The sequence below is a fragment of the Legionella israelensis genome, from assembly GCF_004571175.1.
GTDB classification, from domain to species: domain Bacteria; phylum Pseudomonadota; class Gammaproteobacteria; order Legionellales; family Legionellaceae; genus Legionella_D; species Legionella_D israelensis.
The window spans coordinates 2,411,348-2,436,122 of record NZ_CP038273.1 but is presented as its reverse complement, the minus strand read 5'-3'; the positions used below and the strand labels follow the sequence as shown (position 1 = coordinate 2,436,122).

Below are 24,775 nucleotides of genomic sequence, written 5' to 3'. Positions count from 1 at the left end.
ATGAAAAAAATAATCCTGTTAACCACACTAATTCCAACAAGCCTTTTTGCCAGTGGCTTTATGCCCAGCCAATCCGATTACTATTATCAATTAGGCGGTGCATCCAACTTGTTTGTACCTCCCATCAACAAAGACCAAACTCTAAAAATTGGTGCAGACATCGATGGGCGCATGGGCTTTTCCTGTAGTGGATTTAATCCCGTGGTATCGATTACCAATACCATGCAGGATTTAAAAAAATCCTCGCTCAATATCCCAGCTGGTGTGATTAGCAACTTAAAAGGCTCTGTTGCAGGCTACCCTCTGTATAAACTGCAACAAGCCATGCCTGCCTTATACAATGTTCTGCAAAATACAGCATCCAGTGCGCAAAACGAATTTACTCTCAAAGTCAAAGATTGCCAGCAGGTCAAAGAAGCTTTAGAGCAAAATCAGTCTCCTGTTGAAAGCATGCTTTCGGTGTCCGACAGCCAGGGCTGGCTTGATGCAGCCAAGCGAGCCAAAAAGGAAAATGTTGATGTCACCGAAACCTCAAAAAGTATTGCCCAAAAACGGGATGAATACGGTCTGCCCTGGATAGGCAGTGATAAAGGTAATGCCGGCGGTAAATTTCAACGACCAATTAAAGTAATCAACGATGTGGTAATTGCCGGATATAACATCTTATTGGAACGCAAACCACTTGATTCAACAACCAAGCCGTATGAGAAAACACCCATGACAAAGACCTGGGCTACTCCTAATGATGCGGCGAATTGGGCAGTTAAAGTATTAGGCGATATTCACGTCAGCAGCAGTGACACCAAAGAAAACCATGACGCCAAAGCCGGTATGGGTTTATCAGCCTTACTGCAAAGCTGCGCTAATGCCAACACCTGCAGTCAAAATATTGCCAAAGCACTCTGGAATCTGGTCAATGGCAGCTGGGCATTAACCGAAGAAAATCTTCATAAAGTCAGTGCTTCCAATTTGCTGATCACCGATGAAATCATCCTAACCATCCAACACTTACCCAGAGAAGAACAACTGCTCACCGTATCCAAGCTAGCCGAAGAAATTGCCGTTCAAAATATGCTGGATAAAGCCTTAATGATGAGACGAATCCTACAAGCCGGCCTTCAGGTCCAGGAAGTGCAAAACTTAAAACCCGCCTTGAACATGGTGCGTTTTGCCTTAAAAAAACTCGATGATGATATCCATTCATTGGCATTTGAAAATGAAGTGCGCAAAAAAATGATGACTGACACTCTGACTATGATCATGGACATCCGTCATCAAGCCCAAGGCGCAAGCATGCCTGGCCAGGACCATGAGCAACCCGCTGTGAAAAATGGTGCAGTCTATGTAAAAGAACAAAAAGGGGCCTGATATGATCGTCTTCAATCCACTTTCGTTATACACCACCTACCTTGGCTGGCAGCAATATGAAATCATCTTCAATGCTTTGTGGCAAACAGGATTGTTATATCTTGGATTTCTGGCAGTCGGCTATCGCTTTTTAAAAAATGTACTGGTGCCAGCTGGTGCATTTTTTGCGGTGGAGCATGCCCTAAATCATTTCCTCTATGAATTAGCTATTACCGTTTTAATGTGCGGGATATTTGTCTACCCCTGCGTTCCACTGGAAACCAAAGCACTGCAGTTTAAACCGTTATGCGGTCTGAAATCACAATCAACAGCCACCTTCGGCGATACTGGCACAACCTATGATGAAGCATTTGCAGATGTTTTAACCCACCAGGTCAAAATCCCCATCGGTTTTGCCATCATTCAGAATTTTATGTCGAGCTTTACCTACAGTCTTATGAAAGTCACAGGCTGTACTGATAGCCTGCAATCCATTGAAGGCGATTTGGTATCTACCTATTTACCTCATGATGTGCGTGAACAAGCTTTAGATTTTCACAGACAATGCTTTATTGAAGCCAGAACGCAATTTAATAGTGATAAGCATGAACAAAGCGAATTAAATGCTTTATTAAAACGCTATGGTGGTGAAGATGATCTCAAATGGATGGGGTCGAAAATCCTGCAGCAATTGTATTACGCCAAAATCCATGCCCGTCATCCAGTCAAAGGATTTACCTTTAATCAGGCTCCGAATCCTAACCTGCAAAAAGCAGCCAATCGCGGCGACCTATCGCAAGAGCAATTACCTGAAGAAGGCTATCCCAGTTGCCAGCAATGGTGGAATAAAATCAAAACGGATCTGGTTGATGTTGCCAACAAAGCCAGCTTCTTTAATAAGCATTTGAACTATTACGCTATGCTTGAAAGAGTCCGGCAATACAAGCTCAAACATCCGAAAGCCTGGCAGGCAGATATTTCTGCAGAAGATTACATCGCAAAAATGTTGATTAACGACAGCAAAGATATGCAGCTCAACTCCGTCAGAAACGTAATGGACAACAATGGCCATGTCGGCAGTGCCATCACCAATAGCCTGGTCAATGTCGGTCAATGGGCTAAGTCGTGGACTTTAACACCGCTGAAGCGGGAATCCATTATGCAGACCCTGCCGGTCATGCAGGCATTTTTCATGTTCTTTCTAATTATCTTAACCCCAATCATCCTTTCACTTAGCAGCTATAGCCCCAGAGCACTTGGCAGCCTTTGTGGTTTATTTGTGATGAGTATTTTTCTGCAATACCTTTGGCACCTGGTTAGCTTTGTTGAGCGGTCGGTCTTGGATCCACTTGGTGAGAATGAAGCGATTTCAGCCATGAAAAATATGGCGGTGATGTTTTATTTTGTTGCCCCTGTACTTTTACTAAGATTATCCAGTCACTTTGGCAGTGATGCTGGCGCAGGTTTAATGGATATGGTCAGCGGTTCTGAAAAACAGAGTGATCAACTTAGCCAGTCAGGTATGACTACAGCAAAAACAGGGATTAAAGTTGCTTCGGGAATGATTCGATGAGTCAATTAAATACCATTGTTATTTTCAAAGGTTTCATTGTACTCACGCACACTAATCATGCCCTTCTCAAATTTTTCTCGGGCCTCATAAACCGGCATATATTGACGTTTTGGCTTTTCATCCATGATGTCAGTTATGGCATCAAGAACCACACCCAACAATCGAAATACCTTTCGCATTTGGAGTTATCCTTATGAAAAAAAATTATATACGTTCGTCCATTATAGTACTCATACAAACCATATTACCAATCATTGCACTACTAATAATCACCCCATGGTTTATCAATTCTCAAACATTTAATTATTTACAGGATTATTTAAAAGCCAATCAACCGTGGTTTTTAATTTGGCATGGCCTGTTTTATCTTGGGCTATTTTTTATCTGGCCTATTCTAATAAAAAAAATATCTCAACATCATCAACTCACTGGCAGTCAGCTTAAAAAAATCAGTCAATCCCGATGGTATCTAATCATTACCTTTATCTTAATCGATGTTTTGATGTTATGGAGTTAACCATGAAAGACTATCCAATTAATAATTTGTTACGTGAACCCACAGAAGCCTGGTCTGCATTAACGTGTTTTACTCTGGCGATATTAGCTTACAACCAGCCGCATTTCTTCTTGCTCACCGACCATATGGCAACCTATGCAGCCATCACATTATTAGTTCCAGGGTTATATCGAGCATGGCAAGCCATCAAAGTCAAACGCTATCATCGGAGATTACTTGCCATGCCCACCTATGCCTTATCAACCACAGAAATCCCATTATCAAAAAACTGGTTATTCATCGGCAAAGGCTTTCGCTGGAAACCAAGTCACACACAAAAGCTTCACCAAATCAAACAAGTTAAAAATGAACATTTCATGCAGCGAGGAAAGCTTTATCAAACCATCAGAGGTTTTTGTCGAAACCATGAGCAAACCAAACTGGCAAAGTGGCTAAACACCCGCTCAAAACTCAATCCATTTCGTCCTGATCCACCTGTTGGCGGTAGCCCTTTCTTGCATGGCGTTGGCGAAGATGACAAACCCGTATACATTCCACAAGATGTTCGAGTAGGCCATACCTTCGTTGTCGGAACAACCAGGGTCGGTAAGACCAGACTTGCCAGCATTCTAATTAACCAGGACATCCGCAATGGCGATGCCGTTATTGTGGTTGATCCAAAGGGTGATCAAGACTTGGTAAGAGATATGAAAGCAGCTGCCCTTGTCTCAGGTAGAAGCGATGATTTTCACATCGTCCACCTGGGATTTCCAGAACAGTCGGCCCATTACAATCCACTGAAAAATTATCACCAAGTATCAGAAGTCGCCACTAGAATTACTGATGCCATTGCAGCAGAAGGCGAAGGCAAACAATTTGCAGCCTTCGCTTGGAAATATGTCAACATCGTTGCCATTTGCCTTGAAGAAATGCAGCAGGAAATCACCTATCAATCCATCGCCTTCTATATCAGCCGGCTGGACCAACTGCTCATGACCTACGCTGACACCATCCTACCAGGCCATTACCCAGAATATAACCAACAAATCGAACAAATCATCGAAGACCACAACAGTAAAATCGGAAAAAATAACAAAACTAAACCTCCCATGGAACGCCATCAAGCTGTTATCCAGTACGTCAAAAACCATATCAATAAAACAATTAAAAACGGCAATACAGAAAGCCTGCACGACCAAATTCTAATTGACCTATTTGATGCTGCAGTCATGGATAAAAACTACTACGACAAAATCACCGCCAGCGTTGGACCAGTCTTATCAGAAATCAATAAAAGTAACGCCTCAAAAATCCTGTCATCCAAACCAAAGCCGGAAGATATTGAGCTCATGGACATCATTAAGAACAAAAAAATTCTCTATATTGGCCTTGATAGCTTAACCAATCCCAATATTGCCCAAGCAGTCGGCAAAGCCCTTTTATCCGATCTGGTCTCAACTGCAGGTAAGATTTACAAAGAAGAAAACGCCCATTACACGTTAAACCTGCATTGTGATGAATTATCAGAAATAATCCAGGATTCTTTCGTTAAAATCCTCAACAAAGCTGGTGGCGCTGGATTTCAGGTCACGGCTTACGCCCAGACTATTCAGGATATGGAAGTTGCTTTGGGTTCAAGAGCCAAAGCCGATGTTTCGGAAGGGAATTTTAATACTCTGATCATGCTTCGCGTGAAAAACGAGGAAACAGCACACTTACTGGTCAAAGTGCTACCGCAGGTTGGTGTGATAGGTCATACCCAAGTATCTATGGTTAATGATACACCGCATGGGGATGATGAGGTTTATTTTAATACGACTAATGAAGATCGAGTACAGACTTCTTCTGTTCCTATGATTGGCGTGGAGGATATTGTTTCTTTGCCTAAGGGGCAGGCTTTTGTTTTGGTGAGTGGTGGAGAAATTTATAAAATTAGAGTACCTTTGCCTCTTAATACCGGACAAAAGAATTAAAGACGTATTTTGGCCTATAAAAATAGGCGGGCCTTCTTTAGCCAGTAATATTGCTTTCAAAGGCATCAATCGCTGCGACGACGAAGTGCTGAAGGTTTATGAGGTAAAATAGTGTCGTATAAACTTAATTTTGATAAACCGCTTGAATTCAAGCCACAATATTTCAAAGGACTCAGCGGTGTAGTGGGAATTTACTTTATTTTCATGAAGAAAAAAAAGGTAACATACCCTTTTCGTGATTCTAAATTAATATACATTGGAATGAGTGAAAAGAAAACCAATAGCATCGCGTCACGGCTTTCAGATCACTATAATGGAAAATCAAGCAATTTAGGATTACAAAATTATCAGAAGATAACTGATTTAATGTTCACCTATCTGAACTTCAGTATTATTCAGAGTATATGGAAATACAGGATAGAAGATTTTGAAAGCTACTTATTACTCGATTTCGTTAGAGAATTTGGTGTCTACCCTATATGCAATAATAAGACAGGCTTCCCAGAGTTAGGTGAGGGTTATGAGGGCATTGTAACAGTTGATTGGAATTATTTTAATTAAAAATTATGAATGAGAGCAAAACAGGAAAAGAGATTGTCGATGATTTTTTTAAATCATTACAGGCTAATCCTGATCTTAATCAGGATGTAGTAAACCTACTTGTGTCATTACACAAAAAAGGTAAGCTCACCAATAATGAAATTGATCGTGGATTAGAAGAATTAAGAAAGGAATTACCGGATGAAACTTAAGAAAATAATTCTTAAAAATTTCCGGGGCGCGAGAGGTGAGCATTTATTAACTCTTAACATAGAGCAGGGTTCTTCAGCATTAATTTACGGAGATAATGGAACGGGAAAAAGCTCTTTTACTGATGCGTTAGAATGGATTGTAACTGGATGTGTAAAGCATCTTGGAGGAAGAGAAATAGAGAAACATGGGGGGCTTAAAAATACATTTGCATCAGAAGAAGACGAAAGTTATGCAGTAATTGAATTTGATAAGCAGCATTATTTACAAAAAAATCTCATGGAAAAGAAGGGCAAGTTTAGTGCACAGTTTGGTAACCCTGAATCCGATGAAGAGTTTGTTGACTTTCTAAAATCCGAGCACTTGTTTATCAGGAATACAGAACTTATTCAATTCATTCTTGCTACAGGTGGAGAAAGGTTAGCGGATATTTCTGATATAATTGGCTTTCAAGATATTAAAAATTTGAAAGACGTATTATCCAAAGCTTCAAATAGTCTCAACGGTTTAATACGAGCTAAAAATTTTGAAACAAGCATATCCAACAACAAAAATAAGATTCTTGAGAAACTAAAGGCAATTGTCAATTCCAAAGAACAACTCTATGCAGCAATTACAAGCCAATTAAAGGAATTGGGATTAAAGAAAAATGTAAATGATGAGGATACACTTACAAATGCACTAGAAGAATTAAAAAAAGGGGTAAATGAAGAGGAAATAATCAAAAGAAATAATATAAATACTAGTGAAAAAGGACTGCTCGATGGGCTGAGTAAAGTTAAATCAACTATGAAGGACTTGGCTGCATTTGCAAAAGAACTGAAAAAGATTACCTCAAAAAAAGAAATGATTGAGAGTATCTCTATCATTAAGCTCCTTGAGGAGGGAGAGAAAATTTTATCCGCCCAAAACAAAGATGAATGTCCTTTGTGTGAGCGTAATATTGATAAAGAAACTCTACTTGCTTTGATTAAGGATAGGCTGAATACCCTACAAGAAGCACAAAAACAGATAAATAAATTGACCGAAGAAAAGCGCACACTTCAATCTATATTTGTCGATATCAACCAAACTCTGGAAAATGCATTAAACTTATTAAAGGAATTAAAACTAGATAACGTCGATATAGAGAAACTTACAGCCGATTTGAGTTGTCTTAAAAAGATTCAGGATGTATTGGGTGAAGATATCCTTGCAATAGATAAAAAGAATTTATCCCTAAAAAAAACAGACATCAAGTATATCGATAACACAGTTCTCAGCCTAAAAAAGATAGGAAAATCTGGAGGACAACAAGAAGCCGAAAAAAGGATAGAACTATATAGTGCTATAACTGCTTCATGTGATGCATTTGATGAAGTTGTAAAATTAGAGAAAGAAAAAAAAGGAATCGAGTCACAGAAAGAAACTATGAATTCAATCCTCTCATTATTCAATGAGGTTCGTAGGAATGAAATGGATAAATTTCTTAATGACATTTCAAGCAATGTTAATGAATATTATCTTTATATGAATCATGCTGAAAAAGTGGATGAGATAAAGCTAGTTCCTACTTTAAGTGCGGATGGTGACCTCACTGGAATTACTATTGAACTAAAATTTCATGGACAGCCCGTTTCTTCCCCCAAAAAATTTCTTAGTGAATCATATATAAATTGCCTTGGATTATGTATTTTCCTGGCTTCTGTTAAGCTATTTAATAAGAAAGCGAAGTTTTTCATACTGGATGATGTAATATCCAGTTTTGATAAGCCCCATAGAATTCGCTTTGGACAACTTCTGAAAGAAAAATTTTCCGATTATCAAGTCATTACTATGACGCATGAGCATGAGTGGTTTGAATTTATGAGAAATGCGGTCAAAGGTAAGGGATGGAAAGTCATACGTACCCAATGGAGCGTTGAAGAAGGCACATATTTAGAGTTGGCTCCTGGAGAGTCCAAAGAAGAAATCGAAAAAATGCTTAAAAAAAAGCAAGAAACCGGATTAGGCAATTTAATAAGGCGATATGCAGAGAAATGTTTCAAAGCACTTTGCTATAACTTAGAAGTGCCAATGAGTTTTCATTATAATGATACAAATGAAAACAGGATGCTTGGCGAACTATTTCCGGCAGTAGTCAACAGAGTAAACAAGAAATCAGGCTATCTCAAAGATAAGCCAGTTGTAAAAAGATTAGAGATCTCAAGTTTTATCACCACTAAGGCATCCCATGATTCTAGTATCAAAGAGAATATTGACGATTTGAAAGTGGTGTATGAAGATTTGAATGAATTCTATAATCTTTTTTGCTGTGAGAGCTGTGGTCGTTTAGTTAATTATCAGTTTGTAAGCAGCCCTAAGAAAACTATCTCTTGTAAATGTGGCAAAAAAGAGTTTGATTGGAAGGGGTAGTGTTTAAATAACTTTGTTATTGCTTTGATTTTGATAACTTAGTAGTGGTTATGAATAATAAAAAGATAGACTTATAATCATTTTTTTACAGCAAATTACGAACTTGTCCCACTTAGAAGCCAATCAATTATTAACCCAACAGACACAATGAATAATACTGAAAATTTTCGAATAGAAAAATATAACTTAATCTCAAATGCTTTAGCTTGCATGAGTGTAACCCTCCCTTAAAATAGCACCATTTTCAATTAGAGTTTCTCCGGCATAATAAGCAAAAAAGAGGAGGAACGATGAAACGCAGTCGCTTTACAGAAAATCAAATTTTAAACATATTAAAATCAGTTGAAGTAGGACGATTGGTAAAGGATGTATGCCGGGAACATGGGATATCCGATGCCACCTATTACAACTGGAAAGCAAAATACGGTGGGATGGAAGCCTCAGATATTAAACGCATGAAGCAACTTGAGGAAGAAAATGCAAAGCTGAAACGGATGTTTGCTGATTTGTCTCTGGAAAACCGTGCACTGAAGGATGTTATAGAAAAAAAGCTTTGAAGCCGGCTGAAAAGAGGGAAATGGCTGATTATCTGGTGCAGGAACATGGTCTGAGTCTCAGGCGAAGCTGCTCGGTATTACGCTTAAGTCGTACAGCTTACTACTATCAGCCGGCGATGGATAAGGATGAAGCGGTGATAAAAGAATTGGTGACCATAACCGAACACTATCCGCGTTATGGTTTCAGGAAGTTGTTTATCAAATTGCGGCAGGCAGGTTTCTCCTGGAATCATAAAAGAGTATACCGTGTTTATTGTGAGTTGAAGTTAAATATAAGGCGAAAAGGAAAACGCAGATTAGCTTCCCGTCACCCGGAACCTCTTGCTGTGCCTGATTCCCTTAACCATACATGGTCAGCTGATTTTATGAGTGATGCCCTCAATTGCGGCAGAAGATTCAGGACTTTTAATGTGGTAGATGATTTTAATCGGGAAGCTTTGGCAATTGAAATTGATTTGAGCTTGCCTGCTCTAAGGGTTATTCGGGTACTTGACCATATTGCCGCCAATCGAGGATATCCTGCAAGGTTGCGACTTGATAATGGACCTGAGTTTATTTCCCTTGCGTTAGCGGATTGGGCAGAAAAGCATGGTGTTATTCTTGAGTTTATTCAGCCGGGAAAGCCAACTCAAAATTCATTTGTGGAGCGGTTCAATAGAACTTATCGGAATGAAATATTGGATTTTTATCTATTTAGAAGTCTCAATGAGGTACGTGATATTACCACAAATTGGATGAAAGAATATAACGAAGAAAGACCACATGAATCACTCGGTGATATGTCACCTTTGGATTACAGATTGATTAAAAACAGGTCGGAAAACTCTAATTATAACTGGCACTAAAAAAGGGAGGTTTACATGAGTAACAAACAATTGCAGAGCGCTTTATCTGATAGCACAGTAAAACATCAAGGTATTGGAGGCTCTTCTGTTGAAATAGAAGTTGGTAATGTACCCATTTTTGTTAAAAAAGTTCCAATTTCTGAATTCGAACTAAAACCTAATAACTATATGTCTACGGCAAATATATTCAATTTGCCTATGTGCTACCAATATGGAATTGGTTCAGCTGGTTTTGGGGCATGGCGAGAACTTGCTGCTCACATTATGACAACGAACTGGGTAATTACTGGAAAGTGTCCAAACTTCCCTATTATGTATCACTGGCGCACCATTCCTGATTCTATCAGCAAAGAGGATTTGTCTTATTGGGACTCTCAAGAAAATTACTTTGCTAATTGGGAAAATAATCCACAAATCAAGTTTCGCATAGAAAGCTTAAATCAGGCAAAAACCAGTGTTTTGTTATTCCTTGAACACTTCCCTAAAAATTTATATCAACATCTGAATGAAGTACTAACAGCAAATAAATCAAAGAATGATTCAGGCAAGCATCTTAAAAGGATAAGAAATTCGTTTAAAAATGTATTGGATTTTATGAAAGCAAACAACTTTCTCCATATGGACGTCCACTTTTGGAACGCTTTAGCAGATGAAGAAAATATTTACTTAAGTGATTTTGGACTTTCGTTATCTAAGAGATTTGATTTATCAACCAGTGAAAAGCACTTTTTTGAAGACAATAAAAATTATGATAGATGCAGTTTTTCAATTAATTTGCTTCATAGCGTATTAACTAGCTATCTGGGAAATACCAATTGGGATCAAACTCTGAACGATTATCTTAATAACAAACTCAGTGTTGATATTCCTAGGGAAGTTAAAGCCTTATTGTCCAAGCATGCAGCGGTTGCAGAAGAAAAGGGTCGCGCTACCTCGTGAAAGATTTTGGGACATCCGAGTCCCCAAAATCGACTCGCCAACGCGCGAAGCTAAAAGGCCGCGAGCGTCCTGTTTCCAGCACGTTTGCGCTGAACGCGCAAAGCGTATGCCTGCACCAATGACTTAACGGCTGCATATAGATTTACTCCGCAGCCCTTCGGGCTGTCTGCGTAAATCGCAGCCTATCGCGGTCTCCTCGCCCTCGCCTTCGGCTCTCCATGGCTCGCAGTAAATGCATAAATTCTATAGTGAGATTCAAAAGGATAAATCTTTGCCATTTCCTACACATAAACTTGATAAGTTACTTGAGCAACAGAAAGGGTATTTGTGAAAAATAAAATAGAGTTTATTAACCAGCCTGCTCCTTCGGACGTAGAGCTGCTTACTAAAAAGATCAATGAAGAAACAGCTGAATTTGGTGAGGCACACCCTTTTGCATTTCTTATCAGAGATAATGAAAAGCACATAATTGCTGGTGCTAATGGTTTTGTTATTTATGGAACAGTTTATACCGATCAACTTTGGGTAGATCCAAAGTACAGAAATCAAGGGTTAGCTAAACAAATTATGGATAAGGTACATGAGTTTGGAAGGCTAGAGGGATGTAAGGTAGCAACTATTCAGACTATGAGTTTTCAAAATGCTGTTCGATTTTATAAAAATCTCGGATATGTACCAGATTTTAAACGCTATGGATACGTAGATAATAGCTACTGTATATTTATGCGGAAAGAACTGGACTAATTAGTTAAAGCAGCTTGATATTTATCATCGCTGCATTTTCATCGTCACTGCAATTTACATGCAGTGACGATGAAAACCATCCTTGATTTTACCCTGTAAAATCAACACATTTCCACAATTTGTTCCAACCCGCACCGCGGGATGGAACAAATCCATACCCCAAAATCCTTGCGCAGCAAGCACCAGTTTGATAATTTTTAACTAAGTACTACTGATGAGCCTGTGCAACAGGCGAAACCTTTAAGGTCTAGTACTCAAGCCACACCCCTTCCCTAACCTGTGGCTGGACGTTTAGTCGGGTTGTGTTGTTCAGGAGTCGTTACCATTCGGTAGCCGATCATTTCATCTGATCTATGGATTCGGGATAAAGTCTTATGCTTTGTCGTATCTGTCACTTTTTTAAAAATAAGGAGAAAAAAACCAGAAAAACCGAACGGCAAATTGATTTGACGTTCAACAGCTGATTTGCCAGCTTTTCGAGCCTTGCAGCATTCGCTGGGTATCGCCTTTGAGTGAGCCGCTCGACCAACACTAAACCAAAGTCAGGGCAAATAATTTTTCAGGTGAGATTATGCAGCAATATTCATTAAGAAAGGAAGCGAGGCAATACATCAAAAATAATCGTCATGGTGGCTTAAAAACCCGCCGTTTTCGTAATCATGTCATCTCAAAACTCACCCAGGATATATACACCATCAAGAATACGCCCCATGATTGGTTATCATTCAATAATGACCATTTAAAACAATTAGCCAATCATTGGCACAAGCAAAAAATCAAACCAGCGACTATGCTGAATCACCTTACTGTCATCAGAAAATTTTTAAATGATATTGGCAATCAACAAACCACCCTCACCAATCGACAGTTGGGTATTATGCGCAATTTCAAGAAAAAAAAGAAAGTAAAAATTACTCAAGATTTTTGGCTGCAAATAGAAGAGCCTTTGATTCGCGTTATTCTGGCTTTGCAAGTTCATTTTGGCCTAACTTACAGCGAAGCCATACGAATCAAACCCAATATTCACACCCAACAAAGCAATCTATGGCTGACACGAGAAATCACCTTTAACAGTCAGGACAGAATGATACCTTATCGTAATGACGTACAGACCAGTATTATTGATTCGCTAAAAGAACTAACGCAGGGTCCATATAGTCTATTGCAAATATATGGTGAACAAAGCATCAAATCTCGCTTACGAAAAAGCCTTAACCAGCTCAAATTACCTCAATCAAAATCTTGGCGTTACCTTTACGCCAAGTGGCTGAATCAGGAACTGTCATCAACCCTGAGCCAATACAAATTAAACTGGTTAATCATGGATGAAATGGGGCTTAAATCCAGGACGAGTTTATGGAGATACATCAATGAGCAATAAACTCCGTAGCGCTATGTTTTCAGTTAATGAGTTCGTTAATCAAATTGACAATTATTCCCATGCAAGTCTCGCGGATATGCGCCATATGCTGCACCGTTGCATGAAAGACCTGCATGGGCTGGGATATAAAATAGGACATATGAACGGCTTAAAGCCAAAACATATTCATGTATTGGTAGAGCACTGGAAAACACAAGGCAAAAACCCCGCCACCATCAAAAATTATATGGCCAAACTGCGCAAAACGGCCAATATCCTTGGTAAATCCAATCTGGTTAAAGCAAACAATGACCGTTATAACATACCTCGCCGAGCTTATATCCCAACCTATAACAAGGCGATATTCAATATCGACCTAAACAAATGCACCGACCCACATATACGCTTATCACTTGAAGGCCAAGCTTTATTTGGACTCAGGCGAGAAGAATCAATGAAATTGGTGGTATCAGAAGCCTGGCAAGGAAATGCCCTGGTCATTAAGCCCAGCTGGACGAAAGGGGGCATTGGCAGAACGCTGCCAATCACCAATCAAGCACAACAGAATTGGTTATACAAAGTATCTAAAACGATCAAACCTCATCATTCATTGATACCAGAAAACAGAACCTATAAAAGCCATTTAAGCCATTACCAAAAGCAAATTGAATTGCTTGGGGTTAATAAACTTCATGGTCTACGCCATGCTTATGCTCAAAATCGATATCATGAATTAACCGCCCAGCTATCACCTACCAAAACGCCATTATTGTGTCCCATTCAAGGTGGTAAATCTTCTAAAGATCTTTCTTCAGAAGAAAAAATCATTGATAGGACAGCGAGAGAAATACTCAGTACCCTGCTTGGGCATTCTCGTATCTCGATTACCAGGCTCTATCTAGGATAGCGAGATGCTTCTGGTGTCAAGAAGCAATCCCAACAAACCAATTTGCTAAACTTAACAGTGGAGCAATTTTAACTGGTGATTACAAGGACGGAAATGGCAAAACTTTTAACTAAATCAAAATTTAAACTGGCCTTGGAATGTCCAACAAAGCTTTGGTATTACGATCGCCCAGATGAATATACCAATAAGCAGGATGAAGACTCTTTTTTAAAAGCATTAGCTGAAGGCGGTGCACAAGTCGAAGCATTGGCCAGATGTTATTATCCTGATGGGATACCAATAACAGCCTCAAGCAATAAAGAGGCCATTGCCACGACCCTGAACTTATTTCAAACAGACACAGTGACTTTATTTGAAGCATCGTTTCAATATCAGGGTTATTTTCTACGTGCTGATATCCTGCAAAAAAGACCTGGGCATATCAAATTAATTGAAGTCAAAGCAAAGTCAATCAGTAAGAAAGATGAATCAAAAATGGCAACGAAAAAAGGTGCTATTAGTTCAGAATGGTGCCCCTATATTGCTGATATCGCTTTTCAAAAATGGGTTCTAAAACAATTATTTCCCTCTTTCACCATTAGCAGCTATTTAATGCTCGTTGATAAAGATGCCCTTTGCCCTACTGATGGCTTGAATCAAAAATTCCTGGTACAAAAAGATAAACTGGGAAAAGCTAAAGTTACGCTCACAGCGCCTGTTACTGAAGAGGATTTGTCGGTAAAAATTCTTAAAGAAATTAATGTTGATTACCATATTGAATTACTCTGGCAAGAGAAGAATGATGACGGGCAAACGGTAAAAGACCAATTTCTTCAATTCAGCCAACTTTATTTCAATGATCAGAAATTTCCACCTAAAGCAAAAAAAGAGTGCGGTTCTTGCCAGTTTAAAACCGCTGGTTCAGATAATAATTTGCTCTCGGGCTTTAAGGAATGCTGGCGAGAGACGCTTGCATTTAAAGAATCTGACTTTAATGATCCCACCATATTGGATTTATGGGACTGCCGAGATAAGCCTAAATATTTTAGTAATGGGCTAATTAAATTAAAAGATATCGATGAGTCTGATTTAAAAATCAAAGAGCCGGATGAAGCAGGGCTTTCCAGAACACAACGGCAATGGCTACAAATAGAAAAAGTTAAAAATCAGGATAAAAGCGTCTGGATAGACGAAGATAACCTGCACGCTGAAATGAATTCATGGGAATACCCGCTTCACTTCATCGATTTTGAAACAGCAATGTTACCCATTCCTTTCAATAAAGGCGCTCACCCTTATCAAGGCATTGCCTTCCAGTATTCGCATCATACATTGGATAAAAATGGCAATGTTGCTCATGTTGGTGAATATCTTAATTCTGAGCCAGGCGTTAATCCTACAATCGATTTTATTCGACATTTAAAAAGAGAATTGGAAAATGATGAGGGAACAATTTTTCGATACAGCAATCACGAAAACACTTACCTAAACTTCATTCTGGATCAACTGGAAAAAATGCCTGATCCACTCAATGATAAAGAAATGCTCTGTTCTTTTATCCGTTCAATCACAAAATCACCTTCTGAAAGCAAAGAGAAATGGGAAGGCCCACGCTGTATGGTGGATATTTTAGAGTTAATCAAACGATTTTATTATGATCCACTGACCAATGGTTCCAATTCCATAAAGCAGGTATTTCCTGCAATTCTTAACCGATCAAAATATCTTCAAGAAAAATACAGTCAACCTATTTATGGAGCTGTTAATGGCATTCCGAGCCATAATTTTGTTAATCAAATCTGGATAGTCGAAGAAAACCAGAAAATCAAAGACCCATATCATCTATTACCGCCCATCAATAAAGATATCTCTGATGAAGATGCTCCCTTATTATTTGAAAGTAAGGATTTAAAAGAAGGTGGAGCTGCAACGATTGCCTATGCAAAATTACAGTTCACGGATATGAGTGATTTTGAACGATTGGAATTAAGAAACAGTCTATTGCGGTATTGTGAGCTGGATACCTTGGCTATGGTGATGATCATTGAGGCGTGGCAATATATGCTTAAAACATAAAACACATTTTGTGTTTACATTTACACGCCATATGTTATTATGAACTTAACACAACTGAAGAGCTAGCGAGAATCTAGCGAAACCTTAAGGTCTTGTGATAACGCCATCTTTCTTCCCTAATTCGTGGCGGAACGTTTAGTCGGGAAATTATGGACACGTCTTACGGCTTTTCGCCGATGGAATGCTTAATAGCATATCATCTTTAACAATTAGGCAAATCAACCGATATGTCGGTGATTGTTTCATTGCATAACCCATTGGGGATTCATCGTCCCTTTTGGGGCTAATCCTCTTTTATTTTAAAGGAGCATACCATGCAAAAATCAGCAATCTTACAAAATGAGGTTGAGCATATTCTGTTTGAATTAAATTGTTGTGTGAATGATCTGCACGGTTACCGGATGCAGATATCTTTGGACAACATTCATCAAGCAGAACTGAGTTTGTCTAAACTTCAAGCGCTCATCTCTTTTGTCAAAATTGCTTCCCAACGACAAATTGCTTGTTGAAGCATTTAAACCAGCCATTTCCGCATAACAGAAAACCACCTGCTCTATGCGGATGTTTTTCTGTTATGTGGTGCACCATATCAATAACAGGAGAACTTTATGACTGCAGCTTTAAATCGTGTAACTTTAATAGGCAACCTTGGCGCTGATCCGAAAACTATCGCCGGCAAAGACGGTCAGTCTTTTGTCACCGCAACCTTGGCAACAAATGAAACATTCAAACAGAATGAGGAATGGAAAACCAGAGTTGAGTGGCATCAGCTGGTAATGTTTGGCAAGTTGATCAAAGTTGCTGAGTATTTACAGAAAGGCACGCAAGTTTATGTTGAAGGTAAGCTTCGTTCCAACCAATGGACGGATGGCGATGGCAATACCCGCCAAAACTTAAGTATCGTTGTGAATAATATTCAGCTTTTAGGTCAATCCAAACCAACTGATGAGACTGCCAACAAAACCGCAGAAAGCCATATGGCTCAAATGCGGGAAATGTTGCAGGCAGACTCAGAAGACGTACCGTTTTAATCATAACCCAATTTGCGGGAGTAAGCTCCCGCAGGGGCTTGCTCTCTGATTGTCATATAAAAGGAGGACAACCCCGATGGACACACCGGAAATCTATGTTGCTTGTTTGGCATCTTATAATAGCGGCTACCTGCATGGTCAATGGATTGATGCAAATCAATCTGAAGATGCGATTATGGAGGAAATTCAAGCCATGCTTGAAGATAGCCCCGTCTCAGATCCAGGCGATTGGGCAATCCATGATTATCAAGGATTCGGTAATATTGAGATTCATGAATTTGAATCTATCAGCGCGATAACAGAGTATGCTGAATTTATTGCTGAGCATGAGGAACTTGGTCAGGCATTAATTGCGGACTATGGTCTGGAATATGCCAAAGTGATGTTAGAAGATCAGTATCACGGTTGTTATGATTCTGAAGTTGATTTTGCTGAACAAATTATCGATGAATGCTACTGTGAGAAACTGCCGGACAATTTGATGGCCTATTTTGATTACGGCGCATTTGCCCGTGATCTTTTTATCAATGATTTTTGTGCGGTAGAACTTAATGGATATGTTCACGTATTTTCTAACTATTGAAGCCCATATGGGCTTCAATAGTTTTGTTGCTTTCAATTTCTATTATCAGCATTAATGCAATATCAAATCCGTTTTTCAAGCTTTCATATAAAAAACATCTGTTGGCTCAGTAAATAAGCGTCCCTCACAAACAAGCTTTGCGCCTTGATTTTCATAAAAACGATTTAAGCTTTGCTTCAGAGTATCAAAGTAAATTAATTGCGCACCTGCATCGTGCGCTACTGCCTTAGCCTTATCAACAACTTGACGACCAAAACCTAATCCTCGGACTCTTTCATCAACATAGACATACATTAGTTCAGTTGCATTGGGTAACTTACTTAATCGCGTAGCCATCTCCGTGTGGTATTCATGAGGCAATAATGCAAACATTGCAACGGGTTGTCCTGCATAAAAACCAATATACACATAGTCACTGATTTCACGAAGGACCTGTTCTCGAAACTCAACACCCTTATTTCTAATATAACCCCATTCATCTTCAGCCCACTTTGCTGCAATTGGAGCAGAATCGAGACAATCGCTGAGCCTCGTAAAGGTAAGTTTATGCTTAGCAGTGGTAAAAAACTTCATACAAACACCTTATTAACTGAATGCCGGATTGAAATTTTGGCTTTCTTTTTCCTGGCTCTTCTCACAAATCATTAAAGCAAAAATCCCTATTGCGGCGCCAAACACATAATACCATGCAGGCGCTATAAAATTACCCGTTTTGCTCACCAACCACATCATGAATAAAGGTGTGGTACCGCCAAATAATGAAATGCCAATATTGAATGATACGCTAAAACCACTATATCGATAATGTGATGGAAATAATGAAACCATATAAGCATTTAAAGGCGCATAGATGATTGCAATTAGAACTGACATTGAAACCATCCCTGCTGTAATCAAAGCTAAATTACCAGAAGCAAGCAGATGAAAAAGAGGAATGGCAAAGATCATAAGCGCAATCATTCCTGTCGCCGATACTTTTAAAAGTCCTACCTTATCAGCAAGTAAGGCGATGAATGGTTCTAAAGAAGCATCTACAAGCAGCGATATCGTAATAATTAATGTGGCCAGACTGAGTGGAACGTTAAAATAACTGTGTAAATAAGTTGCAGAGAATACATGGGTTCCAAAGGTCATAATGCTAACTAACCAAGCTATCCCTATCACGCCGATAACAGTCAATGGCATTTCCTGGACGGCGGTTAGAAAGGGAACCCTAGGTTTATTGCTGTCCAAAGATCGGAAAACAGGCGTTTCTTCTACATGCTGTCGCAGAAAGAAAATCACAACTCCAGCAATAATCGCAACTGCAAATCCGAGTCTCCATCCCCATGAGGGCATAAAAGATGCAGTAAAAAATGAGGCACCTAATCCTGCTAACAACATTCCAGCACTATAAGCTGAACTGGTTAAACAACCAAAGAATGCCCGTCGTTCTGGTTTTGCATGTTCAACCAGAAATATAGCTGAGCCAGTGAACTCTGAACTGGCAACAAACCCTTGTAACACCCTGAATAGGGTAATTAAAATCGGAGCGCTGATACCAATTACAGCATAGCTTGGGATTAAACTTATCATTGCTGTAGGAATGGCCATTGAGAGAATACTTAAACTTAATGCTCTCTTTCGCCCATAACGATCACCAATATAACCAAAAAAAATTGCACCAAGTGGTGCAAGTAAATACCCCACAGCGAATACACCAAATGCACTCAGTAAAGCTGCCGTATGATTCTCACTTGGAAAAAAAGTTCTTGCTATGATTGGCGCAAAATAACCGAATACCGCAAAGTCATACCATTGGAGAGTTGTACCTGATACACCGGCTAAAAGAGCTTTAATTGAGTTAGCGTTTTTCATAGTAAATCCATATGCATCCAAAAAAACATGATGCTAAATCCAACAACTAAGGCAAAAGTATATCGATAAATATGGCGTCTGGGAACTGAAAATTAGTTCTATTTTTAAGCACTTTATTTCAAGATGATATATCTAGCTCTAATTTTGGTCTTCCTAATGAATCAGCACTTTAATTCTTTTTACAGGAATATCAGCCTGTTCAAAACCAGGTTTTTCTGATTGATAAAGCATTTTCTCAAGGAAAAATGCCAATGCACATCCCACTTTTTAGCACAAAAAAGATGATGCAGCACTGATAGTTAGTATTAAAAATGCTATGGTAGTTAAACCAAGTAGTTATTAGGCAAAGGATTGCGAATGAACAATAAAACCACTCATCGCAAATTGCGCCGTGATCTTGGCTTGTCTGGTGCAGCCATGATGGGCTTGGGCTCCATACTCGGTACAGGTGTGTTTGTCAGTATCGGTGTTGCAGCAGGTGTAACCGGCCCGTCAGTTATTTTTGCCATTATACTTGCGGCATTGGTTGCAACCTGTAATGCCTTATCGAGTGCGCAACTTGCAGCCAGCCATCCGGTGAGTGGTGGAACTTATGAGTATGGTTATCGATATCTTCATCCGGCAATAGGATTTACTGCAGGATGGATGTTTTTATGCGCCAAAATAGCTTCTGCCGCAACGGCTGCTTTGGGTTTTGCAGGGTATTTTTTGCACCTGTTTGGATTTCGGTCGGTTTCCATTATTCCCATTGCCGTAACCGTTGTGGTTGTTTTAACCTTGATTGTATTAAGCGGTATTAAACGTTCAAACAAAACTAACCTAGTGATTGTATCGATTACCCTGCTATCTTTGTCCGTCTTTGTTATTTTTGGATTCCCCAGCCTGATACAAAATGGTGGGCAAAATCTCTTTCCCTTTTTTCCAAAAACGGCTGAAGAGGGACCCAGCCATTTTTTGTATGCGACTGCTTTGATGTTTGTCGCTTATACCGGCTATGGACGTATTGCTACCATGGGTGAGGAAGTTAAAGAGCCGGAAAGCACCATCCCCAAAGCCATTATTCTGACCTTGATTGTAAGTGCGGTCATTTATATTTTAGTCGCTTTGGTTGCCATTGGCTCTGTCGGCTCAAACCAACTGGCAACCGTCACAGAAAGTCGAGCAACCCCGCTTGAAATAGCCGCCAGTGCCATGAACCAAACTGGACTGGTTACCCTTGTCGCTGTTGGTGCGTGTACCGCAATGCTGGGCGTACTATTAAATCTCGTATTAGGGCTTTCTCGGATGGCATTGGCCATGGGTCGTCAACAAGATTTGCCGGAATCATTTGCAATGGTTTCCAGTAAGCATCGCACACCTGTTGCTGCGGTTATTGGCATTGGACTTGCCATTATGGCTCTTACCTTAATTGGCAGCGTTGAAACCACCTGGTCATTCAGTGCTTTCACAGTTTTGATATATTACTCGATTACCAATCTATCCGCCCTGTACTTACCCAAAGAACAACGCTTGTATCCAAATTTCATTGCAGTGTCGGGTCTTATTTCCTGTTTGTTTTTAGCTTTTTGGGTGCCTCTGGCCATTTGGTTATCAGGATTGTTATTAATTGCGCTGGGACTAATTTGGCATCGCTTCCATCGTTATTACTTAAAAGGTCAATGAAATGGAGTTGATTGCATGAATAAAAACTTATTCCAACACCTGTTATATAGCTCTACCTCTCCGTGGGTGATATTCATCCGTCTATCCGTAGGACTGGTTTTCTTACCAGAAGGTATCCAAAAATTACTATATCCTAATATACTCGGTGCAGGCCGCTTTATAGGTATCGGTATTCCATATCCTGATATCATGGGGCCTTTTGTCGGTTGGGTAGAACTCATTTGTGGTTCATTGATATTGCTTGGTCTTTTCACACGTCTTGCCAGTATCCCTTTGATTATCATTATGGTGGTTGCGTTTCTTTCCACAAAAATTCCCATCTGGATAGGAACGGACTGGTGGATTTTTCATGTTCGTGAGCTCAATCGCTATGGCTTTTGGAGCTTCATGCACGAATCAAGGACCGATTGGGCGATGTTAATGGGCGCCTGTTATCTATTGGTTGTAGGAGCTGGACGCTGGTCATTGGACACAATGTTGGTTAAACAGTTAGGCTTAGTAAACTCTTCAAAACATCAGGTTTAATTATGAATTATCAACAGACAATCACAGACTTAAAAACATACAAAAAAATTGAGCTAAGCAGCGAAAAAAATCTTCAATTTTTTCTTGATAAACATAGCACCAAAGAAGGCACATGGGGACACTTGACCGTTCATGAAGGAAGTCTTGAGTTTGTTTTTCTCGATGGGCATGGACATGAACTGTCGCATCGTACCTTAAACTCCAAATCCCCAACGCTTGCGATACCGCCTGCATCATGGCATAAAATTGCCTCAACAAGCAGTAATTTCAAAGCCACTTTAGAGTTTTGCTGTCAACCGCATCGCTATTTTGAGAAAAAATATCGCCTGGCGCCTATCCATAATGACTTATGGACTATCCATCAAACATACCTGAGTGCGCAGAGAAAAATGACCGTTTTGGATGTTGGTTGCGGCTCGGGTCGAAATCCATTGTTTTTTGCCTTATCAGGACACAATGTTATTGGTATAGATAAGAATAGGGAAGCGATTGAGAATATTAGTCATATCGCAGCACAAGAGCGATTAGCAAACCTTGAAACCCATATTCATGATTTGAATCAACCGCTTCCAATCAAAGATAAATCCTTTGACTTTATCTACTCCACCGTAACCCTGCAATTTTTAAACCCACCCACTGTCAAATCGTTACTGACAAAGCTGCAATCTCTAACTTCCACTGGGGGAATGCATTTTCTCGTTTTTCCCATTAAAGCAGAACCCTATATGTACCCTCAAAGTTTTACCTATCTGGCAGAAAGCAATGAGCTCTATCATTTTTATCAAGACACTGGCTGGTCTATTTTGGAATATAAGGAGAAGCCAGGCCAATTGCATAAGCTGGATGAAAGTGGAAAACCCAAGCAAGGCATTTTTGGTCATCTGCTTGCAGAGAAACATATATAAAAATGTCCAAGGATTGCAAATGACAGCCAACGAAAAAAATATCAAAATTTGTAGAGTCTATGACCCCCCTGAAACAAAAGACGGCTTATGGTTTTTAGTAGACCGGTTATGGCCGCGCGGCTTAAAGAAAGATAAACTTCCAATTGATGCGTGGTTAAAAGAAATAGCCCCCAGTCCTGAGCCGAGAAAATGGTTCAACCATAAACCGGAAAAATGGCTGGACTTTGCAAGTCAATATATCGATGAGCTTAGCAGCAAACAAGAATTGGTTGAAGAAATACTGACAAAAGCCAAAAACAAGGAAATCATATTGTTTTATGCTGCAAAAGATAAAAAACACAATCATGCCAAGGTACTAAAAGCTTTTCTTGATTGCTGGCCGAAGAAACCAAAATTGGATTTGTTAGCTACGTCTTCTCATCAATAGAAGCAATTCTTTCAAGGCCATTTGATTATCGAGAATATCCGCAAGCGTATATTCTTTTAAAACAGCTAAAAAGTTTTCTTTGGCATCAAATAAAATACGCTTTAGCTTGCAAGCAGGCGCGATACAGCAATTTGTCTTTTCCTTGTTAAAACAAGGCACCAAATCAAAGTTCGGCTCCAGCTTGATTACCAGCTCGCCCAAGTTAATTTCAGAAGGGTTTTGCGCCATCGTAATACCACCGCTTTTGCCTCGAGTGGTTTTAATCACCCCCATCTTAGATAGATTGTGAATGATTTTAAGCAAATGATTGGATGAAATTGCATAGGCATTGGCAATATCGTTAATGGTGCACAATTCTTTTCTAAGAGCAATGTATATCAATGCCCTCAATGAATAATCAGTAAACTGGGTTAACTGCATACTAATCTCTCTAAATCATTTCTTGACGGATATTATTTCTTTTTATAAGATGTATTTCAAATACATCTTTAAGGAGTATACCATGTCTGAATCCTTATTTGATCGCTTAGGTGGTCAAAATGCCGTCAATACTGCGGTTGATATCTTTTATCGCAAAATGTTAACCGATGATAGAGTCAGTCATTTTTTTGATGATGTGGATATGGAACAACAAATCCTCAAACAAAAGGGCTTCTTAACCATGGTTTTTGGTGGCCCTAATCATTATAGCGGAAAAGACATGCGCGAAGGTCATCGCCATTTAATCAAGCGCAGTTTGAATGATGCCCATGTGGATATTGTCATTGAGCACCTGGGAGCAACGTTGCAAGAGTTAGGCGCAAATGAAAAAGATATTCAGGAAGTAGCAGCTATTGCTAACAGCGTGCGTGATGATGTGTTAGACAGGTGAAATTATGGCCGAACTGCATTACAACCAACTAATCTTACAATCAATAGAAGATGAGTCAGTACTTGATTGCCTGTTACGACATGATATTGATTATCCTAACTCGTGTCGTTCCGGAGTTTGTCAGGCTTGTTTGATAAAAACCACCGATACCGTAATTGAGCCAAAATGGCAGGATGGCTTGCCTGAGACCTTAAAATCTCAAGGATATTTTCTTGCTTGTCAGGCCAAACCCGCTAATACACTGCATCTCAAAAATCCAGATGCCGCTGAGTGTGAGCAACAGGCCATGATTACAGAGCTAACGCCCCTCACTCATAATGTTATTCGAGTAAAACTTTTAGCAGAGCATTTGGAAAACTGGATACCAGGACAATATCTGAATCTATTAAATCCTGAAGGGATATCACGAAGTTATTCCATCGCCAACATGCCAGAAAAAGAAGGCTGCATTGAACTGCATATCAAGCTTAAAGAAGATGGGGCAATGAGCCAATGGTTTCGGAAAAAGGCAACTGTTGACACAATGGTTCATATTAGAGGGCCTTTTGGTAAATGTTACTATATGAATCCGAATCAATCTTCATTTGATATACTTTTAGCCGGAACCGGTACTGGATTAGCACCTTTATTGGCTATCGCCAAAACAGCATTAAGCAAACAACACCAAGGCAAAATCACCTTAATTCATGGGGGCTGTCAGGACGATGACATCTATTACGCTGAAGAACTGGAAACCCTGGCGTCATTTTATCAGAATTTTCAATACCTACCCTGCGTATTAAAGAGTAATGGATGTTACCAGGAATCAGATATTGCACAACAATTATTGATACAGTTAAATAATACCGATAGTGTTCAAGTTTATGTGTGTGGGCCGAAAGAAACGACCAATAAACTAAAAACAAAAGCCTTCCTGGCTGGAGTTCCCTCATCTAAAATATACAGCGATGCGTTTTTGTAAAAATAAAGAATGT

Annotated in this window: 26 protein-coding genes; 22 read left to right on the top strand and 4 right to left on the bottom strand. The window is 39.5% G+C overall.

Annotation, left to right across the window (positions count from 1 at the left end; translation table 11 throughout):
- Both E4T55_RS11100 and E4T55_RS11095 read left to right on the top strand, forming a co-directional pair.
- Positions 1 to 1,368 (top strand): integrating conjugative element protein, encoded by a 1,368-nt coding sequence (locus tag E4T55_RS11100; protein ID WP_058502192.1) that lies wholly within the window; start codon positions 1 to 3, stop codon positions 1,366 to 1,368.
- Position 1,369: 1 nt separating this feature from the next.
- Positions 1,370 to 2,920, top strand: a complete 1,551-nt coding sequence (locus E4T55_RS11095) for a conjugal transfer protein TraG N-terminal domain-containing protein (RefSeq protein ID WP_058502193.1) — start codon at positions 1,370 to 1,372, stop codon at positions 2,918 to 2,920.
- A gap of 5 nt (positions 2,921 to 2,925) precedes the next feature.
- Here E4T55_RS11095 and E4T55_RS15245 read toward each other — a convergent pair whose 3' ends face one another.
- Complete coding sequence (locus tag E4T55_RS15245) at positions 2,926 to 3,099, bottom strand: hypothetical protein (RefSeq protein ID WP_165475168.1); 174 nt, start codon at positions 3,097 to 3,099, stop codon at positions 2,926 to 2,928.
- Positions 3,100 to 3,113: 14 nt separating this feature from the next.
- Between E4T55_RS15245 and E4T55_RS11090 the strand changes: the two genes are divergently transcribed.
- The 14 genes from E4T55_RS11090 (at position 3,114) to E4T55_RS11025 (ending at position 17,554) form a co-directional block, all read left to right on the top strand.
- A complete protein-coding gene (locus E4T55_RS11090; RefSeq protein ID WP_058502194.1) occupies positions 3,114 to 3,437 on the top strand; it encodes a hypothetical protein in 324 nt (107 codons plus the stop codon).
- Between the two features lie 2 nt (positions 3,438 to 3,439).
- A complete protein-coding gene (traD, locus tag E4T55_RS11085; protein ID WP_058502195.1) occupies positions 3,440 to 5,389 on the top strand; it encodes a type IV conjugative transfer system coupling protein TraD in 1,950 nt (649 codons plus the stop codon).
- Between the two features lie 111 nt (positions 5,390 to 5,500).
- Positions 5,501 to 5,950 carry a hypothetical protein gene (locus tag E4T55_RS11080; protein WP_202967191.1) on the top strand — a complete coding sequence of 150 codons (450 nt, stop codon included), beginning with the start codon at positions 5,501 to 5,503 and terminating at the stop codon, positions 5,948 to 5,950.
- A 5-nt stretch (positions 5,951 to 5,955) separates the two neighbouring features.
- Positions 5,956 to 6,141, top strand: coding sequence for a hypothetical protein (locus E4T55_RS11075; protein ID WP_058502197.1), 186 nt, complete (start codon positions 5,956 to 5,958; stop codon positions 6,139 to 6,141).
- Complete coding sequence (locus tag E4T55_RS11070; protein WP_058502198.1) at positions 6,131 to 8,533, top strand: coiled-coil domain-containing protein; 2,403 nt, start codon at positions 6,131 to 6,133, stop codon at positions 8,531 to 8,533. The genes E4T55_RS11075 and E4T55_RS11070 overlap by 11 nt, the downstream gene beginning before the upstream one ends.
- 290 nt (positions 8,534 to 8,823) lie before the next feature.
- Positions 8,824 to 9,935 (top strand): IS3 family transposase gene (locus E4T55_RS11065; protein ID WP_242604080.1). Its coding sequence is split into 2 segments (ribosomal slippage): positions 8,824 to 9,076 and positions 9,076 to 9,935, totalling 1,113 coding nucleotides; the frame shifts between segments, so codons are not numbered across the junction.
- 15 nt (positions 9,936 to 9,950) lie between these two features.
- Entirely contained in the window at positions 9,951 to 10,874 is a 924-nt protein-coding gene (locus E4T55_RS11060) for a protein kinase family protein (protein ID WP_058502301.1), read from the top strand.
- Between the two features lie 327 nt (positions 10,875 to 11,201).
- The gene (locus E4T55_RS11055; RefSeq protein WP_058502302.1) at positions 11,202 to 11,618 is read left to right on the top strand and encodes a GNAT family N-acetyltransferase; all 417 of its coding nucleotides are present in this window, start codon (positions 11,202 to 11,204) and stop codon (positions 11,616 to 11,618) included.
- Between the two features lie 571 nt (positions 11,619 to 12,189).
- Entirely contained in the window at positions 12,190 to 12,999 is an 810-nt protein-coding gene (locus E4T55_RS11050) for a hypothetical protein (RefSeq protein ID WP_058502303.1), read from the top strand.
- A complete protein-coding gene (locus E4T55_RS11045; protein WP_058502304.1) occupies positions 12,989 to 13,885 on the top strand; it encodes a phage integrase N-terminal domain-containing protein in 897 nt (298 codons plus the stop codon). The genes E4T55_RS11050 and E4T55_RS11045 overlap by 11 nt, the downstream gene beginning before the upstream one ends.
- Before the next feature lie 93 nt (positions 13,886 to 13,978).
- Complete coding sequence (locus E4T55_RS11040) at positions 13,979 to 15,940, top strand: DUF2779 domain-containing protein (protein WP_058502305.1); 1,962 nt, start codon at positions 13,979 to 13,981, stop codon at positions 15,938 to 15,940.
- Between the two features lie 314 nt (positions 15,941 to 16,254).
- The gene (locus E4T55_RS11035; RefSeq protein ID WP_058502306.1) at positions 16,255 to 16,449 is read left to right on the top strand and encodes a hypothetical protein; all 195 of its coding nucleotides are present in this window, start codon (positions 16,255 to 16,257) and stop codon (positions 16,447 to 16,449) included.
- A 99-nt stretch (positions 16,450 to 16,548) separates the two neighbouring features.
- Entirely contained in the window at positions 16,549 to 16,971 is a 423-nt protein-coding gene (locus E4T55_RS11030; protein WP_058502307.1) for a single-stranded DNA-binding protein, read from the top strand.
- Positions 16,972 to 17,047: 76 nt separating this feature from the next.
- Positions 17,048 to 17,554: an antirestriction protein ArdA gene (locus E4T55_RS11025; protein ID WP_058502308.1), complete on the top strand. Its 507-nt coding sequence runs from the start codon at positions 17,048 to 17,050 to the stop codon at positions 17,552 to 17,554.
- 75 nt (positions 17,555 to 17,629) lie between these two features.
- On the opposite strand, the gene E4T55_RS11020 is transcribed toward E4T55_RS11025, so the two are convergent.
- Both E4T55_RS11020 and E4T55_RS11015 read right to left on the bottom strand, forming a co-directional pair.
- Positions 17,630 to 18,127: a GNAT family N-acetyltransferase gene (locus tag E4T55_RS11020; RefSeq protein WP_058502309.1), complete on the bottom strand. Its 498-nt coding sequence runs from the start codon at positions 18,125 to 18,127 to the stop codon at positions 17,630 to 17,632.
- Between the two features lie 12 nt (positions 18,128 to 18,139).
- Positions 18,140 to 19,411 (bottom strand): MFS transporter, encoded by a 1,272-nt coding sequence (locus E4T55_RS11015; RefSeq protein WP_058502310.1) that lies wholly within the window; start codon positions 19,409 to 19,411, stop codon positions 18,140 to 18,142.
- Between the two features lie 357 nt (positions 19,412 to 19,768).
- On the opposite strand from E4T55_RS11015, the gene E4T55_RS11010 reads away from it, so the two are divergent.
- From E4T55_RS11010 to E4T55_RS10995, 4 genes are read left to right on the top strand one after another with little or no spacing between them, the layout of a single operon-like run.
- Positions 19,769 to 21,073 carry an APC family permease gene (locus E4T55_RS11010; protein WP_058502311.1) on the top strand — a complete coding sequence of 435 codons (1,305 nt, stop codon included), beginning with the start codon at positions 19,769 to 19,771 and terminating at the stop codon, positions 21,071 to 21,073.
- A gap of 15 nt (positions 21,074 to 21,088) precedes the next feature.
- Complete coding sequence (locus E4T55_RS11005; RefSeq protein WP_058502312.1) at positions 21,089 to 21,598, top strand: DoxX family protein; 510 nt, start codon at positions 21,089 to 21,091, stop codon at positions 21,596 to 21,598.
- A 2-nt stretch (positions 21,599 to 21,600) separates the two neighbouring features.
- Positions 21,601 to 22,503, top strand: a complete 903-nt coding sequence (locus E4T55_RS11000; protein WP_058502313.1) for a methyltransferase domain-containing protein — start codon at positions 21,601 to 21,603, stop codon at positions 22,501 to 22,503.
- A gap of 19 nt (positions 22,504 to 22,522) precedes the next feature.
- Positions 22,523 to 22,930, top strand: coding sequence for a DUF488 domain-containing protein (locus tag E4T55_RS10995; RefSeq protein WP_058502314.1), 408 nt, complete (start codon positions 22,523 to 22,525; stop codon positions 22,928 to 22,930).
- Here the strand turns inward: E4T55_RS10995 and E4T55_RS10990 are convergent.
- On the bottom strand, positions 22,907 to 23,350 hold the full coding sequence (locus E4T55_RS10990; protein ID WP_058502315.1) for an Rrf2 family transcriptional regulator: 444 nt from the start codon (positions 23,348 to 23,350) through the stop codon (positions 22,907 to 22,909). The genes E4T55_RS10995 and E4T55_RS10990 overlap by 24 nt on opposite strands.
- A gap of 82 nt (positions 23,351 to 23,432) precedes the next feature.
- Here E4T55_RS10990 and E4T55_RS10985 point away from each other — a divergent pair, with 82 nt between their 5' ends.
- Together E4T55_RS10985 and E4T55_RS10980 are read left to right on the top strand one after the other, a co-directional pair.
- Positions 23,433 to 23,801: a group I truncated hemoglobin gene (locus tag E4T55_RS10985; RefSeq protein WP_058502316.1), complete on the top strand. Its 369-nt coding sequence runs from the start codon at positions 23,433 to 23,435 to the stop codon at positions 23,799 to 23,801.
- 4 nt (positions 23,802 to 23,805) lie between these two features.
- Entirely contained in the window at positions 23,806 to 24,762 is a 957-nt protein-coding gene (locus E4T55_RS10980; RefSeq protein WP_058502317.1) for an FAD-binding oxidoreductase, read from the top strand.
- Positions 24,763 to 24,775: the final 13 nt, after the last annotated feature.